Genomic DNA, 17,901 nt, shown 5'->3' on the forward strand with positions numbered 1-17,901 from the left:
TGTGTTTTTCGTGGCTGCCCAACGGTAAAGCAGGACAGCAACCATGTGGAACCGGAAACACCGATTTTAAGATATGGCGGCAATCATTTTCATCCGAGAAAGGGAATAAAGGTCGATTCGCCCGGCTGGACATCATGAACGCAAATTAAGATCCAGATAAGGCGCCAACACCCCGTGGACCGCCGCCTTGAGGGTGGCCTGCGGATCGAAGCAGGCCCCGTCGTCCTGGTAGCAGGGGGTTGCCGATCCCTCGAGGTGCCGGTCCAGCAAGGATTGCGGTATCGGTTTATGCAAATTGTGCAGCAACCGTTGTACGGCCGCTTGGGCTTCGGGTTCGTTCCAATAGTAGCGCAGACGATCCCGCAGGCTGTGATGGCGCAGGTGCTGCATGGTTTCCGGTGTGCCTTGGTAGTGGGATTGCCAATGCCGCGGACGGCGCAGCATCAATTTCTCCATCACCTGAGGTAGGTGCGACGGCGATGGGATGTCGGTCAAGTAGGCTTCAAGACGGGCCAGGGCATAGAGCGCCCGGCGCAAGGCGAAGGTCAGACAGGGGCCGACCTTGAGCAGCGCAAAGTGATCCCGCACCAATCGGCGCAAGGCCGTCGGGGTTTGATAATCGGTGGCATGCACCTCGAACGTCATGATGCCCGGCAATCGGGCATGAATGTTGGAAAGCGCCGCTGCCCGTTCGCTGCGGTAGGCCATCACCCGCCGGTCGCCGAACTCAACCCCCGGCTGCACCACCACTGCCACCACCCGGTCCCAGGCCGCCGCCACCCCTTGGGCCGCAAAGGCCGCCTGGTAGGCGTCCAAGGTGACCTGCACCTGATCCGGGTCGGTCACGATCACATCGTCGTCTTCCGTCAAAGCGCCTCCGGGCGGCGGCACTTCATTGCCGATGACATAGAGCGGCGGCGACCTATCCTGCCGGACCGCTTCCGACTCGGCGGCCCGGCACAAGCGGGCGGCCCGCGCGGCTGTCTCCGTGACATCCAGTTGGGCGGTCGCATCGTCGGCGCACCCCTGCACCGTGTCCAAATGCAGTTTTTGGAAACCGGCCGCCACGCACTGCCGGGCCAGCAAAGCGGCCTTTGCCATGGCCTCGGTCGCCGGCAGGTGTTTCCACACATGGGGGCCCAGATGATCGGCACCGATCACGATCCGGTCAATCGGCAAGCCCGCCTCATGGGCCAAGCGTGCGAGGAAATCCGTGAAATCGGCCGGCGTCATACCGGTGTACCCACCAAAGGGGTTGACCTGGTTGGCGGTGGCCTCGATCAGCACCGTTCCCCCATGCCGCTGCGCCGCCGCCAGTGCGCATTGCAACACCAGGGGGTGAACGGAACAGACGGCGCACAAACCGGAACCGGGATTGCGCAGGTGTTGTAGCCGCAGTCGGGTCAATGGATTGATCATGGTCGCACCTCAAAAAAGAGTCTAAAAGCTCGGACGGAAAGTTGCAAGACCCTGCTGCGCCGGGCCGTCTTTGAAACCATTGCGCAATTTTGGTAACCCGCAAACCTTGACGTCGGCCAAACAGGTTATAGTATCTTAAATTATATAAGAACAAACGGTCCTGGTACGCACATTGCTTGGATCGAGAAAAGGCGCTCGAAGCGCCGTTTGTTCTTTTCTCTTGTCCAACATCCATGGACCCATCAACATTGCCTATCAATGGAGCAAAACGATGAAAAAAGCGATGATTCTGTCCCTGCTGCTCGTCCTGACCGCCGGGGCCTCGCTGGTTTTGGCCGAAACCGACGGCTATCAGATCAGAGTCTCCCGCCCGGACGCCAGGATCAATTACCAAACCCTAGATGAAGGCAAGCTGCTGGTGTCCGTCCGCGACGGCGAGGAGAATCCCATCCTGGGCTTGACCCGGGACGAGTTCGTCATCCGCGACGGCGTGAAAACGGCGCGCATCGTATCGGTGGAGCCGCTGGAAACCAGCCAGGAAGTGGGGCTGAACCTGGTTCTGGTCGTGGACAACTCTTTTTCCATGCGCTTGCGGGACGCCATCGTCCCCCTGACCCGGGCCCTGGAATCGGTCTACCGGATCGTGCGCCCCATCGACCAGGTGAGCGTGGTGGTGTTCGACGAAAAGCAGACCCTCTCGGTCAACGGTCGCCCCCTGCGCGCCAAAACGATCCAGAGCAACAACGTGGATCGCATCCGGGCGTTCATCGCCGACAGCATGCGCGGCGGTCTCACCGAGGGCACCTATCTCAACGAAGCCATTTTGGCCGGCGCGGACCTGGCGCGGCAGATGCCGGCCAAAAGCAACAAGTTCATGGTGGTCTTCTCCGACGGCGAAGACATCAACTCGCGGGTGACCCAGAACGAAGTCTCACGAGCCGTCCAGGGCATCGACAATTTCGCCATTTATGCCGTGGACTACATGCCCACCCCGACCCTGGACCCCTTCCTGCGGGGCCTGGCGGCCAGCAACAGCGGGCATGCCTGGAAAGCCGGATCGGCCGCCGATCTGGCGGTGGTTTTCGAGGCCTTCAGCTCCACCCTGTTGCATCGCTACATCGTCGCCTACCGCTTCATCGCGCCGCCCAGCGGCACGTTGACCTTTGCCGATCCGGAGTTGAAGATCGAAGAGTTGACCACCATCGACAGCGCACCGCTGCTCAACCATGTTTTCTTCGACACCGGCAGCAGCCGCATCGACGAACGCTATTTGCAATTCGAAACCCGTGACCGGACCGACGGTTTCGACGAACGGCAGTTGCGCGGCGGCCTGGAGAAATATCACAACGTTCTGAACATCATCGGCCAACGCCTGCGCGCCAACCCCGATGCCGTCATCCGCCTGGTGGGATGCAACAACGATACGGGCGAAGAAAAGGGGCGTCTCGACCTTTCCCGCGGGCGGGCCGAAGCAGTGCAGGCCTATCTGCGTTATGTGTGGGGTATCGCCCCCGAACGCATGGCCGTCGAACAGCGCAACCTGCCGGAGGCGCCGAGCAATAATCGCATCCCCGAGGGCCGGGTGGACAACCAGCGGGTGGAGATTTACAGCGATGACCCCGCCATTCTGGATACGGTGGACAGCGAATATATCACCAAGGTGAGTGACATGGATACCCTGCGGGTGGTGCCTGAAATCACTGCCGAAGCCGGCGTCGCCGAGTGGCAACTGGTTTTACAGTGCGGTGAGCGCCGGGTGCGCACCATCACCGGCGAGGGACCCCTGCCGGAGGCGTGGCAAGTACCCCTGGACAGCGACCTGCTGGAGCAGTTCGCCGCCTGCAACGCCATCGACGCCCGGGTGATCGGCAAGGACATGGAAGAGAATCCCATGGACAGCCAAAGTGCGCAACCCTTGCCGGTCAATTTCGTCCAGCGCACCCAGCAGATGGCCCAGGTGCAGGGCTACCGTGTGCAGGAGCAGTATGCCCTGATCCTGTTCGACTTCGACCGGGCGACCATCAAAGAGCGCAATGAAGTGATCGTCAACCGCATCATCCAACGCATTCGGGAGGTGCCCGAGGCGGTGGTGCTTGTGGTGGGCCACACCGACAACATTGGCAGCGAGGCTTACAACCTGCGGTTGTCCGAACGGAGAGCCGCGGCGGTGGAAAAGCAACTGCGCCAGGCGGCCCCCGAGGCCGACCGGCTGCTGGTATCCGGCGCCGGGCCCAACAAGCCGCTTTACGACAACGCGCTGCCCGAAGGGCGCGCCCTGAACCGCACCGTGACGGTGACCTTGGAGTATTTTCAGCAACAATAGAAAGGATCCGTCCGGGAAGCGCGCCTTTGCGCCCCTGTGAGGACGGACGCCTGCACAAACGATCTGTTTGACAGCCAAGGGCCCCCGTCCTACTATCGACCCATGAAAGGTTCAGGACACATAGGGGCCCTTGGCTTGTTGGCGGTGTTGCTTATTTTCGGGACCCTGGCGGCTTGTGGCAAGTCCGACGATGAAACCGCCGCCATTCGCCTGCTGATCGATGAGGGCGCCGAACTCGCGGAGAAACAGCAAATCGGCGATCTGGTCCGCCTCGGCACGGAAGATTTCGTCGCCACGCCGGGCACCCATGACGCCAACAGCGTCAAGGGTATTCTGTTCGTGGCCTTCCGGCGCTACGGGCGGTTCTCCATCCACTACCCCCGGCCCACCGTGGAACTGGATCCGGAGGGCAAACAGGCCACGGCATCCGTCTATTTTGTGATTGTCAGCAAGGAACGCAACTTGCCAGACCTGCGCGATCTTTACAACGACCCGGTGCAATGGTTGGAGGCGGCCCGCGAAAAGGCCGACCCCTACCTGCTGCAATTGGAATTGATTCAGCAGGATCGCCGATGGCAGGTGCAACGGGCGCACATCGAAAGCGCCATGCGCCGACTAATGAGCGATGCCGGCCCGTGCGCCGAAGGATCGTTGAGGGGTTATGCACCGGAAGGGGTGGGCGGATCCGGCTCAGACGCCCTCTTATTCAGGCCGGAGGCCTGACATCGCGCGGTTCCAATTTGAACAGGCAAGCAGGAAAGCACAATCATGCAGCGGAACGACGATTTTCAGCCTCGCGATCCTGAATTCGGCGAACGGGTGCGCGCCAGCTTCAACCGCCAACCCTTCATGCATCACATCGGCGCCCGTATCACCGACGTGTCCCCCGGCCGTTGCACCATTCATTTGCCCTATCGAGCGGAATTGACCCAACAGCACGGCTACATGCATGCCGGCATCATGGGCACCATGGCCGACAATGCCGGCGGTTACGCCGCCCTGAGCCTGATGCCGCCCGGCAAGGAGGTGTTGACCGTGGAGTACAAAATAAACCTGCTCCAACCGGGCCAAGGGGAGGCCATCGTCAGCCGGGGCCGGGTACTCAAGGCAGGCCGCACCCTGACCATTTGCCGATCCGACGTCTTCAACATTGTCCAGGGCGAGGAAATCTTGTGCGCCACAGCCCAGTTCACGATGATGGCCGTGGCCGAGCGCCGCTGACAGGCATCGACGCGGCCGGCGAAAAACCGCTGCCGCGACCTGGGAGGTTTCACCTGCCAATAAACCCTGATTCGGCCTGCATTGCCTTGCATGTCAGGGTGGTTACAATCTGCCAAGATCGGTCAATCGGGTGATGACAACCCACCAAAAAAAGGAGCAAGCCATGAACGTCAACGATTATTGTAAAAATGTCGAGTTGGAATTAGGGGTTTGGAAAGCGCGTTTGTTCGACCTGCAGCGTAAGTTCGACGCCCTTCCGGGCGTCGCAAAAGACAAGGTGCTCTATCAGTACGGCGATCTGGCCAACATTATCACCGAGCTGGAGGATCGCCTGGGCCAACTGCGCAACGAATGCCCCACCGAGTGGAGTCCGGTGAAAAAAGAGATCGATGCGGGCACGGTGGATCTGCGGGAAAAATACGAGCAGACCATGGAATCCATCGGCAAGGCGGCGCCCGTTTCCACACCGGGATAATCGGGTAGATGTGAAGGGCCGGGGACCATGCGGCGGTCCCCGGCCCTCGTCAATCGCCCTTTGCATCCTCAAAATCGCAAGAGGCACCGTTCCAACTTTGCGCCCTGTCTTCTCAAGCCCCCCGATGCGCATTCAATCAGCGGTATTCGCCCTGGTGACCACCGCGTTTGTGCATATATACCTGCCACAGCCGGTGCTGCCGTTGCTGGCGCAAACCTTCGACAGCGACATGGTGATGGTCTCGTTCACTGTGTCGGCCGTGATTCTGGGCATGGCGTTGTCCAATTTGCCCTTTGGCCTGCTGGCGGATCGGCGGTCCATCCGCCCGATCATTACCGTCGGCGGCGTGGCGTTGGCCTTGGGTGCCCTGGTGTGTGCCGCCGCGCAGCACTTGTGGCTGCTGATCGCCGCGCGGTTTTTACAGGGACTGTTCATCCCCGCCGCAACCACTTGCGTGGTGGCCTATCTGGCCAAAAACCTGCCGCTGGAGCGGCTCAACGTGGTCATGGGCACCTATGTCTCCGCCACCGTCCTGGGCGGCATGGGCGGCCGCCTGCTGGGTGGATGGATCCACCCGCCCCTGCACTGGCGTTATGCCTTCGTCAGCGCCGCGGTGCTCACCCTTCTGGCGACCGCCTGGGCCCTTTGCACGCTGCCGCGCAGCGATATCGGCGCCAACAAGGCCCCGGACGCCGCCCGTTTTCGCGTGTTGTTGACCCAACGCTCGCTGCTGCGCATTTATCTTTGCGGTGCCGGTGCCTTTGCCGTTTTTTCGTCCACCTTCAATTATCTGCCGTTCCGACTGGCCGGCGCCCCATTTCACTTGACCACCGAGCAGATCACCCTGCTCTATTTGGTGTACGTCGTCGGCATTTTCATAGCGCCCCTGGCCGGGCGCATCGCCAACCGCTTCGGCGCCGCCCCCGCGATGCTCGGGGGGGTGACGGTCCTGGCCGCCTCCCTGGCACTGGTGTTGGCCCCTACCCTTGCCTGCGTGGTGCTCGGGCTTACGGGTATCTGCACCGGATTCTTCACCATCCACGCAGCCGCCGTGGGCGCCTTGAACCGCCGCCTGTCAAGCGGTCAGGGACGCGCCAATGCCCTTTACGTGCTGTTTTACTACATCGGCGGCTGGTCCGGCATCACCCTGACCGGTCTGGCATACAAATTCAGCGGCTGGGCCGCCGTGGTGGGATTGTGCTGGCTGCTGTTGCTGATCCCCCTTCGCACCGGAATTATTGAAAAGGGGGGACGATAGACGGCAAGGCAACATCCCTGACAACCAAGATCAAATAAATAAGGCAATCGCATGAACCAGGACCGCCGAACACAATCCCTCAGCGACCACTACCGTCGTCCCGATCTGGCCGACATCCTGCGGGAGGCCATCGCCAAGTCGGGCAAAACCATCCGATCTTATCAAGATACGGCCGCCTTCGACGAGTTCCACATGCGCGGCAGGGAGGCCACCCGCGAATTGGCCCGTCTGGCCGACATGTCGACCGGTGACAAGGTGCTCGATCTGGGATGCGGCCTCGGCGGCCCCGCCCGGATGCTGGCCGCCGAATTCGGCTGCACCGTCACCGGCATCGACCTGATGGCGGAGTACATCGAAGCCGCAGAAATGTTGACCGACATGGTCGGGCTGGCGCACCGGGTCACCTTCCGCCAGGGTGACATGCAGGCCCTGCCCTTCGCCGATAGCCGTTTTGATGTGGTCTGGTCCCAGCACACCTTGATGAACATCGCCGACAAACCCGCCCTGTTCGAACAAATCCACCGGGTTCTCACCCCTAAAGGCAAGATAGCCCTTTACGAAGTGGTAGCCGGAAACGTGTCGCCGCGCCACTATCCGGTGCAATGGGCCACTGATCCGTCCATGGACCACCTGATCGACGGCGACACTTTGCGGGCGCAACTGGCCGCGGCGGGTTTCGTTCCGTCGATCTGGCAGGATACGACCGCCGCCTGCCGGCAATGGTTCGAAGCCATTCAAAGCCGGATGGCCGACCGGCCAAAGGACGCCCCGCCCCCCCTGGGGCTCAATCTTGTGATCGGTCCCACGACGGCGGAGAAGGCGAAGAATACGGTGCGCAATTTGAAAGAGGACCGTATTCGGGTAGTATATGGGGTAGTAGAGAAGAGTTTTAAGTGTTAAGTGTTAAGTTTTAAGTTGAAGGTATGCTGTCGATTGGATGGGGGTCGGGGGCGACGGTATGGGGGAGGTTGTAGGTGGGGTTCGGTTGCCGATTAGAGAGAGAAAAAAAGAAAGAGTAAGAGGGCCGGTGGCGGGGTTGGCCGCCACCGGTTTGATCGGATTGCGCGTTAGATGTCGTAGTAGAGCATGAACTCGTGGGGGTGGGGGCGCAGCTTGACCGGGTTGATCTCTTTCTGGGTTTTGTAGTTGATCCACATCTCGATGGCGTCGTCGGTGAAGACATCGCCCTTGCGCAGAAAATCGCTGTCGTCGGACAGGGCCTGGAGGGCTTCGTCCAAGGAGCCGGGAGCGCTGGGGATCAGGGCCAGCTCCTCGGGGGGTAGACCGTAAATGTCCTTGTCCAGCGGATCGCCCGGATCGATCTTGTTCTCGATGCCGTCGATCACCGCCATCAAACAGGCGGAGAAGGACAAATAGCCGTTGCACGATGGATCGGGGGTGCGGAACTCGATACGCTTGGCCTTGGGCGAGGCAGAGTACATGGGGATGCGGATGGCGGCGCTGCGGTTGCGGCTGGAGTATGCCAGGTTGACGGGCGCCTCGAAGCCGGGCACCAACCGTTTGTATGAGTTGGTGGTCGGGTTGGAGAAGGCGCAGATGGCCCGCGCGTGCTTGAGAATGCCGCCGATGGCGTACAGCCCCATCTGGCTCAGACCGGCGTACTTGTCGCCGGCGAACAGCGGGTTGCCCTCTTTCCAGATACTGATGTGGGTGTGCATCCCGCTGCCGTTGTCTTCGAACAGCGGCTTGGGCATGAAGGTGACGGTGCGGTTGTGGCGATAGGCCACGTTCTTGAGCACGTACTTGAACCACATCAACTGGTCGGCCATCTGCAACAGCGGTTTGAAGCGCATGTCGATTTCGCACTGGCCGGCGGTGGCCACCTCGTGGTGCTGGGCCTCGATGTCGATGCCCAGATCCTGCAGCACCAGCACCATTTCGGTGCGCAGATCCTGGAATTTGTCCATGGGCGGTACGGGGAAGTAACCTTCTTTGTGGCGCGGCTTGTAGCCCAGGTTGGGGCCTTCGTCCCGGTTGGTGTTCCAGATGCCTTCAACGGAATCGATGGCATAGGAGGCACGGTTGCTCTTGGACTCGAAACGGATGTCGTCGAAGACGAAAAACTCCGCCTCCGGACCGATGTAGGCCGTATCGCCGATGCCACTGCTCTTGAGGTAGGCCTCGGCCTTTTTGGCGATGTGGCGCGGGTCGCGGCTGTAGGCTTCACGGGTGACCGGATCGGCGATGTCGCAGATCAGCACCAGGGTCGGTTCCTGAAAGAAGGGATCTATCCTGGCGGTGACCGGATCGGGGATGACGATCATGTCGGAAGCGTGAATCGGCTGCCAGCCGCGGATGCTGGACCCGTCGAAACCATAGCCATCCTCGAAATTGCCCTCGTCCAGCTCTCCGGCGGGAATGGAGAAGTGCTGCCAAAGGCCGGGGAAATCCATGAAACGCATATCCACCATCTTTATGTTTTTTTCCTTGATCATCTTGAGGACGTCTTGGGGAGTCATAGGTATTCCTTTCTGTCGTTGCGTTTTCGCATCATTTAAGGGCTGAAAGAGAGGTCATCAATTAACCGCGGTTCAGCCGCCTCGCTCATTGTTGTTCGATACCGTCGGGGCAAAAAGGGTCAAGGGGCCGGGACCGCGTTCGAACCGAGCTCATTTCCCGGCGGCCCTTGTGTGCCGGCGCCGTTGCCGTCACCCTTTTCGCCGCCGCCATGGCGGCAAAGCTGTATCGGCACCCGACAGTGTCGGCCGTCGTCAGGATTACAGGGCATCGCTGCCGGTTTCGCCGGTGCGCACGCGAACAGCCTGTTCCACCGGGTAGACGAAGATCTTGCCGTCGCCCAGTTTGCCGGTGTGGGCGGCGGTTTTGATGGTGGTGATCACCTTGTCCACCCACTCATCCTCCACCACGATTTCCAGTTTGATTTTGGGGATGAAGTCCACCACATACTCGGCGCCCCGGTAAATCTCCTTGTGCCCTTTCTGACGCCCGTACCCCTTCACCTCGCAGATGGTCATGCCCTGGATGCCGATCTCGTTCAGCGCCTCCTTCACATCATCCAGCTTGAATGGTTTGATAATGGCTTCGATTTTCTTCATGACACACTCCTCCTCTAAGCACTATGGTGAGGCCCTGACGATCAGGCCTGAATCTCGAAGGCACGCTCGCCGTGGAAAGCGCCGTCCAATCCCGTCACTTCGCTCTCCGCATCGATGCGCAACGGTCCAACCACCAGCCGCGTCACACCGATCACCACCAAGGTGGCCACGGCCGCGTAGGCGGCGGTGCCGATCACCGAAACGAACTGGATCCACACCTGCATGGGGTTGCCGTACAGCAGGCCAACCCCATCGGGATTGACGGCCGGATTGGCGAAAATACCGGTGGCCAGCGCCCCCCAGATACCGCAAATGCCGTGCACGCCGAAGGCATCCAGCGAGTCGTCGTATCCCAGCTTGTGTTTGAGCTTGGCCACGAACAAAAAGCCCAACAAGCCGGCCACCGCGCCAATGACCAGCGCACCGCCCAGGCCCACGAACCCGGCGGCCGGGGTGATCCCCACCAGGCCTGACACGGCCCCTGAGGCCAAGCCCAGCAAGGTGGGCTTTTTTTCCGCACCCCACTCGGCGAACATCCACGCCAGGGCCCCCATGGCCGCGGAGGTGTTGGTGACCATGAAAGCCGATCCGGCCAGCCCGTCGGCCGCCAGCTGACTGCCGGCATTGAAGCCGAACCAGCCGAACCAGAGCAGGGCCGCGCCCAGGGCGGTCAAGGCGACACTGGAGGGAAACATGGCCTCCTTACCGTAGCCGATCCGCTTGCCCAGTACCATGGCCAGCACCAGCCCGGCCACGCCGGCGTTGATGTGGACCACGGTGCCCCCGGCAAAGTCCAAAGCCCCCATGGCATCCATCCAGCCGCCGCCCCACGCCCAGTGGCACACCGGCGCGTAGACCACCGAAACCCAGAGCACGGCAAAGACGATCCAGGCGGCGAAGCGCAGGCGGTCCACCACAGACCCGATCACCAAGGCCAGTGTGATGCCGGCGAAGGTCATCTGGAACATGACGAACACCAACTGGGGAATGGTGCCTTCCATGGCATCCGGACCGATACCCGCCAGCATCAAGTAGTCCAGCCCGCCCACCAGGCCGGCCTTGTCGGTGCCGAAGGCCAGGCTGTAACCCCACGCGACCCACACCACACTGGCCAGGCAGTAGGCCGCAAAGGTCATGGCATAGGTGTTGAGCAAGTTCTTGTAGCGCGACAGGCCGCCGTAGAAGAGCGCCAGTCCCGCCGGCGTCATCATCATCACCAGGGCCGTAGCCACAATGATCCAGGCCGTATCACCGGCATTGAGCTCGTCCGATGCGAAAGCGGGCGCCGCGAAACATAACATGAGCAGTAACAAGAGCTGTAGTGTTTTGCCTACCATGTAACATCCTCCTTGTTCAACCGTTAGCTGTGTATTAGATTAGTGAAGAACCGCCTTGATGGCCCGGCAAATGGCCGCCTCCTCCTCGGGATTGTCCACCTTTTCACCGTCGAAGCTGCGCACGTAAAAAGCATCCACCACCTGGTCGACCCGATTGGCGCTTTTGGCCACCCATATGTCCAAACGGCAGCGGAAGATGGCATCGGTCACCCGGAACAATAGACCGGGGAAATCCCAGGCGATCACCTCGATGATGGTGTAGAAACTGGAGCTTTCGTTGTCGATCACTACCTGCTGGGGCCGCTGCCGGGTCGCGGCGCGCATGGCCGGACGGCCATCCTCTTTGCGCTCCAGGGCGGCCGCCAGGTCGAGCCGATCTTCCAGGGCCGCCTGTAGCTGATCCGCCGCCCGCTCCCAACGCTCCGTCTCGAAAAGCGGATCGGGCGGCGGCGTGACCTCGAAAATATCCAGGGCCACGTTGTTGCGCCAGGTGAAAATCCGCACATCCAGAATGTCGATGCCGTTGAGGGTCAACACCCCGGCCAGACGGGAAAGCAGACCGGGACGGTCCTTGGCGCACACCGTGACGGTGCGGGTGCTGCCGTCCTCGGACGGGTCAATGCGCCACACGAAAGCCTTGTCCTGCTCTTTGAGGGTTTGGTAGAGCGCCATGTGCCGGGGAATATCCGCGGAGGCCGTGTACAACAGATAGCGCGGCGACATTACCTGCAACAAGGAGGCGTAATGCTGCCGCGCGGCCGGGGTCGACACCGCCTCCAGAACCCGGTCCCGCTTTTCTTCGATCACGCGGATCGCCTTGCGGGAAACCAATTCTCCCTTTTCCATCACATTTAGGGTTTTCAGAAACAGAGAGCGCATCAAGGAGGCGGTCCAGTCGTTCCACGCCTTGGGACCGGTGGCCATGGCATCGGCCACGCTGAGCAGATAGAGCATTTTGAGCCGTTCGGGCTTGCCCACCCGGCGCGCCACGCCCAGGGCGGTCTCCTCGTCGTTGATGTCCCGGCGATTGGCCGTTTCGAACAACAGCAGGTGATCCCGCACGAGAAAGGCCACCGTTTCCACATCCGCCCGCGAAAGCCCTTTTTCTTCGCAAATGCGGGCCGCGGTTTCCGCGCCGCGTTCCGCGTGGCCGCCGGCCGCTTCGGATTTGCCGATGTCGTGCAGCAAGGCGGCCCACAACAAGGGCCGCTTGTTGCGCAGTTCCTGGTAAAGGCTCGCCCCCAGCGGGTCATGATCGGATTCCCTTGCCACCACGCGGTTTTTGAGTAGTGTCACGGTCAGCAGCAGGTGGCGCGCCACCGGGTAGAGATGATACTGATCGAACTGGATACGGTTGACCACCCCTTTGAATTCCGGCATGAAAGCCACCAGAAAGCCGGTCTCCAACATGGCGTTGAGGGCATTGAAGCGGGTCATGGGCCGGGCCAGCACCTTTTCGAAATGCCCCACCACCTCCGGTGCATTGCGGAAGCTGGGCTCCGCCACCAGATGGCTGAATTCGCGCACCAGCCGGCGCGCCTCGGCGCTCAAGGGCGCCTTTTGCAGCGCGCTCTCCACAAAGATGCGTGCCAACAAAACCGGATCCTGCACCACTGCTTCGGGAGAAATAAAATTGAGCATGCCGCGGTTGAATTTCAGACCCGCCACCGTCGTTTCCAGCATCGCCTTGTTCTTGCGCTTCAGACGCTTCTTCTGGTCCAACTCGTAGATGAAAACGCGGTAGCACTGCTTGATGAACTCCATGCGACCGTGCAAATCCCCCAACAACCGCTCCACCGGCAGATGGCCGTTATACCCCTCCACCCGCATCGCCTCGGCCAGGCGGGTCTGATGCTCCAGATGGAGCTGATCGCACTTGCGCCCCAGCAGCAGATGGAGTTGATTGCGCACGGTCCACACAAAGTCCAGGGATTGGACCAGCTCCTGGTACTCCGCATTGGACAGATAGCCCGCATACTCCAGGTCGCGGGCCCGTTTGGCGCCGGACTGGATCCGTGCGATCCAGAGCATGGTGTGGTAATCCCGCAGACCGCCCTGGCCCTCTTTTAAATTGGGCTCGAGCAAATAGGCGCTGTCGCCGAAACGGTCATGGCGTACCTGGTTGGTTTCCACCAGCCAGGCGATCAACTGGTCGGGACGCACATTGATCAACCGGGTGCGCATGCGCTCCATCAAGCGGTGGTACAAGGGCGACATGCCGCACACGAAGCGGGCGTCCAGCAAAGAGGTGAACACCTCCAGGTCCTGTCGGGCCAACTGCACACACTCTTTGATGGAACGGGTGGCGTGGCCCACTTCCATGCCCATGTCCCACAGCGGATAAACGATCTCCCGCACCAGGGCCTCGGCCTCGGCCGGCACCTGCTGATCGAACAGAAACAGCAGATCGATGTCGGAATGCACGCACTGCTCGGCGCGCCCATAACCGCCCAGGGCGATCAGGGCGCAAGGATTGCGCATGATCCCCATATCGGGTCCAACGTCGCTGTGGGCGAAACTGGACATGAAATATTCATCCACCGCCGCGGCATGATCCCTCAAGAACACCGCGGCCTTGGACTTGCTCACCGTGGCGAAAAGTGCCTTGCGCCGGGCCTTGAACAGGTCCGTCGGGGTCCGGGTTTCAATGGTGTGGTTTACGGGTAACATGGCAACCTGTTTGTCCTTTGCGTTCGATCCATCGGTGCGTCGGCACCCGAATGAATCCGTTGGCCATACATCACAGCAACAGCCGTGCCAGATGCCCTCATATGAAAAATAGATAATATTTTCAGATTATAATGAACATGCGAAAACTTACAAACGAAAATAGTTAACAACAATTTTGTTATAAAAGTCCCTCCCAAAATGACACTTTTGCAATTTTATTCCGGAAAAGTATATTCGGGCATGACTACATAATTGAAGGACACCGGCGCGATCCGCCTTGGACAAAGGTCACCCCCGAAAATACAGGACCGGCCGGCATCCCCCCATGGGGATCAGCCGACCGGTCATGCCCCGATGCCGACGAATGATGGCGGTCCTACTCTTGTTCAACCGCCCTGGACAGCCCCACCGTAGCGGCTGCCGGTGCACCGGCGCCCACGGGCATCACGCCGCCGTGGGTGGAAAGCCCGAAGTCGGGATAGGCGACGCCGCCGTGTTCGGTCACATCCAGACCCTCCATCTCCTCCTCGGGCGAAACCCGCAAACCCACAAATTTGTCGATGACCTTGAACATCACGAAGGCCGTGGGGAAAGTCCACAAGAAGCAGGCCGCGATGCCCAGCAGCTGCACCCCGATAATGCCCGCGCTGGTGCCCCCCATGTTGAACAGACCGGCCGCCAGGGTGCCCCAGGCACCGCACACCCCGTGCACCGAGATGGCGCCCACCGGATCGTCGATGCGAATGCGGTCGAAAAAGAGCACCGCCAGCACCACCACGGTACCGGCCACGGCGCCGATCACGATCGCGCTGCCCGGCAGCACGTTGGCACAACCGGCCGTAATGGCCACGAGGCCGGCCAGCACGCCGTTGAGGCTCATACCCACTTCCGGCTTACCGAACTTGATCCAGGAAACCAGCATGGCCATAATGGCCCCGGCCGCCGCGGCCAAGTTGGTGTTGACGAAAATCATGGCGATGCTCTTGTCGGCCGTGGTGGTGGATCCGGGATTGAAGCCGAACCAACCCAGCCAGAGAATGAACACCCCCAGCGCCGCCAGTGTCATACTGTGGCCCATGATGGGTTTGACGGCCCCGTCACGGCCGTATTTACCCAAACGCGGCCCCAGCACCAGCGCCCCGGCAAGAGCGGCCCAACCACCCACCGAGTGGACCACCGTGGAACCGGCGAAATCGATAAAGCCCAGGTTTTCCAGCCAACCGCCGCCGTTGAACAGCCCGCCCCAGGCCCAACTGCCGAAAATGGGGTAGATCAGGGCGCTGAGCACCACACTGTATAGAAGGTAGCCCACGAACTTGGTCCGTTCCGCCATGGCCCCAGACACGATGGTGGCGGCGGTGGCGGCGAACACCACCTGGAACATCCAGAAGGCCAGCACCCAGGGATCGCCGTCCGGTGTGTAGTCACTGAGAAAGAAGCCGCTGGTGCCGAACCAGCCGGTGCCGGTGGCGCCGAACATCAGGCCGAACCCAACGGCCCAGAAGGCAATGCTGCCCATGGAGAAATCCATCAGGTTCTTCATCATGATGTTGATGGCATTCTTGGCCCGGGTGAAACCGGTCTCCACCATTGCGAATCCGGCCTGCATAAAGAAGACCAGGGTCGCCGCAATCAAAGTCCACAGGTAGTCCGCGTGCGTCTGCACCAGGTCGATGGCCTCTTTGTTGCTCAACGGCGAGGGATCGTCGGCCCAGGCCATGCAAACCCCGCCCATCAACAATGTCCCCACCAATCCGATTTTTCCCAATGCTTTCATCGTCCTGTTCCTTTCTGAATTTGTCGCTTTCGAGATCGCAAGCATGTCAAATCGCCGCCGCCCCGGCCTCGCCGGTCCGGATGCGGACCGCGGCCTCCAAAGGCAGGACGAATATTTTACCGTCGCCCACTTTGTTGGTGTTGGCCGCGGCAACAATGGCCGCGACAACCTTGTCCAGCATATCGGCGGCCACCACCAACTCCACCTTGACCTTGGCCACGAAATCCACTTGGTACTCGGTGCCCCGGTACACCTCCTTGTGACCGCGCTGACGGCCGAACCCCTTGACCTCGCTGATGGTCATCCCCGTCACGCCGAGCCCGTTGAGGGCGTCTTTGACCGCGTCCAAGCGAAACGGCTTGATGATGGCTTCGATTTTTCTCATGGTGTGCTCCTCGTCAATGGTGAATGTGCTGTGTCCAGCGCCGTGAAGAGCTATTCAGCAAAGGGTGTGCCACGGCCCCTCATGATAAATAATCGATACTATTTCAGGCATATGGAATCTATGCGGCCAATCCGTCGAACGGATAATAAAATACATATTTGTATATATATATACTGATTTTAACGTTTTTGTATTTTCGTCCATGTCACAGGTATCACCCTCCGTTCAAAAAGGCGCGGGGCGAGTGGTGCTTCGAACGACCACCGGAGTGTGGTCTTGAAGACCGGGCGCTGCAGGCTTTTACTTCTAAAGGTGCGCCCTTCGGAAGCCGATAGATCCATAGCCCTTGTGGGACGGGTCTTTTTGCATCGACCGCCAAAAAAGAGGAAAAGACGGAATGTTCATACTGGCGTTGCGGCGACAATTCGTTTTGCTGATGACCGGCTTTGCACTTTTGCTGGCGCTTTCGTGCGGCAATTCAGTCGGCCCCGCGCCGTATCACGAACAGCAGCCGCAAGCGCTCTGGTTTTCGGATTTGCATTTCGATCCATTTGCCGATGCCGATCTGGTAACCCGCCTGGTGCAAGCGGACGTGACGCAATGGTACGCCCTTTTTGCCGGCTCGGAGGAACATGCACGCACACCGTCCTCCGGCAATGGCACAAACCACTGGCTTTTGGAGTCTTGCCTGGCGCAGATGGGGATGCAGACGCCCCGACCCGATCTGATTCTCTATACGGGCGATTTTCTGACCCACCGGTTCAATGAAACATACGCAACGGTGAGTGGCGACGAGAGCGAGGACGGGCTGCAGGCATTCATCGACAAGACCCTGGCCTACATTGTATTGCGGCTTTCCCACTATTATCCACAAACACCTGTTTTCTTCTGTCTGGGCAACAACGACGCGTATGAGGATAATTACGGGGTGACCCCGGACAGTTTGTTCCTCAGCAATTCGGCTTGGACGCTGGGTCCCGGCCTGCTGAAACAGACACGCCATCTGACCCCCTTCTTTGCGACATACCCACACGGGGGTCACTTCGTAGCTCATCCTTCCACAACTGCCGGATGGCGGATCCTGTCGTTGAATGCCGTTTATTTTTCAACGCACGCGCCCAGCCATTCCGAGGCGCCTGCCGAGGCACAACTCGATTGGCTGGCCGCACAACTGGCCGAGGCGGCCGCGGTTGGCGACAAAGTCTGGCTGCTGTTGCACATTCCGCCGGGCGTGGATGTGTTTGCCACACGTATCGCCAATGGCTTCTCGGAGGGCGTGCCGGATACGATTGTGCCGCTGATGAAGGAAATGCACCTGGCGCGATTCAAGGCGTTGCTGACCCAGCACGCGTCCAGCATCACGGCCGTTCTGGCAGGCCATATCCACCGAGATGATTTCCGCTGGCTCGGCACGGAAAATGACGCCGGGGCGAGTGTATTGATCGTACCATCGATCTCCCCTGTTTACGGCAACAACCCGGCATACAAGGTGCTCGATTACGATGCCGCCACTTTTATCCTCCAGGACTGCGAGACATGGTATTTCGACATGCTTCAAGGGGATTGGCGGCACGGTCACCGCTTCAGCTGGGCATACGGCTCCGGAGCACTCGACGCGGTGCGCATGCGGCAGCTCTGGCAAGATCTGCGGGCCGACCCCGCCATGCGGGCAGAGTATATTCTTGCTTATGATGCTTTTCGCGACACTTTAGCGATCGAAAGCGATTTTCGCTTCTATTGGGCCGGGATAGGCCACATGACGTCCGCGGCCTACCGCCAGGCACTGGAGCAGTGGAATGACCCGCTGCAGGTGCCACCGGCGGCAGGCTTGATACCAGCCGCCGGGCAGGGGGACGCTTTGTTTAGACCGTGGCCCTGAACGATGGTATAGTCGGGCACTTGCACCTCATCATCGGGTGGAACCGTTCATCTTCAGCAGGACACCGCTCAATCCGGCAG

The 17,901-nt window shown here is 60.4% G+C and carries 14 protein-coding genes; 7 read left to right on the top strand and 7 right to left on the bottom strand.

Translation table 11 applies throughout. From position 1 onward, the window contains the following. Window positions 1-132: 132 nt before the first annotated feature. Window positions 133-1,419 carry a class II D-tagatose-bisphosphate aldolase non-catalytic subunit gene (locus tag MRX98_RS00535; protein WP_246902094.1) on the bottom strand — a complete coding sequence of 429 codons (1,287 nt, stop codon included), beginning with the start codon at window positions 1,417-1,419 and terminating at the stop codon, window positions 133-135. 271 nt (window positions 1,420-1,690) lie between these two features. Here MRX98_RS00535 and MRX98_RS00540 point away from each other — a divergent pair, with 271 nt between their 5' ends. The 6 genes from MRX98_RS00540 to MRX98_RS00565 all read left to right on the top strand — a co-directional run bounded on the left by MRX98_RS00540 (window position 1,691) and on the right by MRX98_RS00565 (window position 7,596). Further along, entirely contained in the window at window positions 1,691-3,742 is a 2,052-nt protein-coding gene (locus MRX98_RS00540) for an OmpA family protein (RefSeq protein ID WP_246902095.1), read from the top strand. Between the two features lie 138 nt (window positions 3,743-3,880). Then, window positions 3,881-4,465, top strand: a complete 585-nt coding sequence (locus tag MRX98_RS00545) for a hypothetical protein (RefSeq protein ID WP_246902097.1) — start codon at window positions 3,881-3,883, stop codon at window positions 4,463-4,465. Between the two features lie 45 nt (window positions 4,466-4,510). Next, a complete protein-coding gene (locus MRX98_RS00550; RefSeq protein WP_246902099.1) occupies window positions 4,511-4,963 on the top strand; it encodes a PaaI family thioesterase in 453 nt (150 codons plus the stop codon). Between the two features lie 163 nt (window positions 4,964-5,126). Beyond that, entirely contained in the window at window positions 5,127-5,438 is a 312-nt protein-coding gene (locus MRX98_RS00555) for a hypothetical protein (RefSeq protein ID WP_246902101.1), read from the top strand. A gap of 124 nt (window positions 5,439-5,562) precedes the next feature. Then, entirely contained in the window at window positions 5,563-6,696 is a 1,134-nt protein-coding gene (locus MRX98_RS00560; RefSeq protein ID WP_246902102.1) for an MFS transporter, read from the top strand. Between the two features lie 51 nt (window positions 6,697-6,747). Next, a complete protein-coding gene (locus MRX98_RS00565) occupies window positions 6,748-7,596 on the top strand; it encodes a class I SAM-dependent methyltransferase (protein WP_246902104.1) in 849 nt (282 codons plus the stop codon). Between the two features lie 167 nt (window positions 7,597-7,763). Here MRX98_RS00565 and glnA read toward each other — a convergent pair whose 3' ends face one another. From glnA to MRX98_RS00595, 6 genes are all read right to left on the bottom strand, one after another. Next, window positions 7,764-9,176: a type I glutamate--ammonia ligase gene (gene glnA / locus MRX98_RS00570; RefSeq protein ID WP_246902106.1), complete on the bottom strand. Its 1,413-nt coding sequence runs from the start codon at window positions 9,174-9,176 to the stop codon at window positions 7,764-7,766. Between the two features lie 258 nt (window positions 9,177-9,434). Then, complete coding sequence (locus MRX98_RS00575; protein ID WP_246902108.1) at window positions 9,435-9,773, bottom strand: P-II family nitrogen regulator; 339 nt, start codon at window positions 9,771-9,773, stop codon at window positions 9,435-9,437. A 41-nt stretch (window positions 9,774-9,814) separates the two neighbouring features. Then, entirely contained in the window at window positions 9,815-11,110 is a 1,296-nt protein-coding gene (locus MRX98_RS00580; RefSeq protein WP_281432138.1) for an ammonium transporter, read from the bottom strand. 39 nt (window positions 11,111-11,149) lie between these two features. Next, window positions 11,150-13,780, bottom strand: coding sequence for a [protein-PII] uridylyltransferase (gene glnD / locus MRX98_RS00585; protein ID WP_246902110.1), 2,631 nt, complete (start codon window positions 13,778-13,780; stop codon window positions 11,150-11,152). A 376-nt stretch (window positions 13,781-14,156) separates the two neighbouring features. Continuing rightward, window positions 14,157-15,557, bottom strand: a complete 1,401-nt coding sequence (locus tag MRX98_RS00590) for an ammonium transporter (RefSeq protein ID WP_246902112.1) — start codon at window positions 15,555-15,557, stop codon at window positions 14,157-14,159. Between the two features lie 46 nt (window positions 15,558-15,603). Beyond that, window positions 15,604-15,942, bottom strand: coding sequence for a P-II family nitrogen regulator (locus MRX98_RS00595; RefSeq protein WP_246902113.1), 339 nt, complete (start codon window positions 15,940-15,942; stop codon window positions 15,604-15,606). Window positions 15,943-16,339: 397 nt separating this feature from the next. Here MRX98_RS00595 and MRX98_RS00600 point away from each other — a divergent pair, with 397 nt between their 5' ends. Next, complete coding sequence (locus MRX98_RS00600) at window positions 16,340-17,821, top strand: metallophosphoesterase (RefSeq protein ID WP_246902114.1); 1,482 nt, start codon at window positions 16,340-16,342, stop codon at window positions 17,819-17,821. Window positions 17,822-17,901 lie beyond the last annotated feature (80 nt).

Source organism: Desulfatitalea alkaliphila (assembly GCF_022968795.1).
Lineage (GTDB): Bacteria > Desulfobacterota > Desulfobacteria > Desulfobacterales > Desulfosarcinaceae > Desulfatitalea > Desulfatitalea alkaliphila.

Coding starts and splice junctions, on each gene's coding strand:
- MRX98_RS00535 (WP_246902094.1), bottom strand. CDS start 1,419: ATGATCAATCCATTGACCCGACTGCGGCTACAACACCTGCGCAATCCC.
- MRX98_RS00540 (WP_246902095.1), top strand. CDS start 1,691: ATGAAAAAAGCGATGATTCTGTCCCTGCTGCTCGTCCTGACCGCCGGG.
- MRX98_RS00550 (WP_246902099.1), top strand. CDS start 4,511: ATGCAGCGGAACGACGATTTTCAGCCTCGCGATCCTGAATTCGGCGAA.
- MRX98_RS00555 (WP_246902101.1), top strand. CDS start 5,127: ATGAACGTCAACGATTATTGTAAAAATGTCGAGTTGGAATTAGGGGTT.
- MRX98_RS00560 (WP_246902102.1), top strand. CDS start 5,563: ATGCGCATTCAATCAGCGGTATTCGCCCTGGTGACCACCGCGTTTGTG.
- MRX98_RS00565 (WP_246902104.1), top strand. CDS start 6,748: ATGAACCAGGACCGCCGAACACAATCCCTCAGCGACCACTACCGTCGT.
- glnA (WP_246902106.1), bottom strand. CDS start 9,176: ATGACTCCCCAAGACGTCCTCAAGATGATCAAGGAAAAAAACATAAAG.
- MRX98_RS00575 (WP_246902108.1), bottom strand. CDS start 9,773: ATGAAGAAAATCGAAGCCATTATCAAACCATTCAAGCTGGATGATGTG.
- MRX98_RS00580 (WP_281432138.1), bottom strand. CDS start 11,110: ATGGTAGGCAAAACACTACAGCTCTTGTTACTGCTCATGTTATGTTTC.
- glnD (WP_246902110.1), bottom strand. CDS start 13,780: ATGTTACCCGTAAACCACACCATTGAAACCCGGACCCCGACGGACCTG.
- MRX98_RS00590 (WP_246902112.1), bottom strand. CDS start 15,557: ATGAAAGCATTGGGAAAAATCGGATTGGTGGGGACATTGTTGATGGGC.
- MRX98_RS00595 (WP_246902113.1), bottom strand. CDS start 15,942: ATGAGAAAAATCGAAGCCATCATCAAGCCGTTTCGCTTGGACGCGGTC.
- MRX98_RS00600 (WP_246902114.1), top strand. CDS start 16,340: ATGTTCATACTGGCGTTGCGGCGACAATTCGTTTTGCTGATGACCGGC.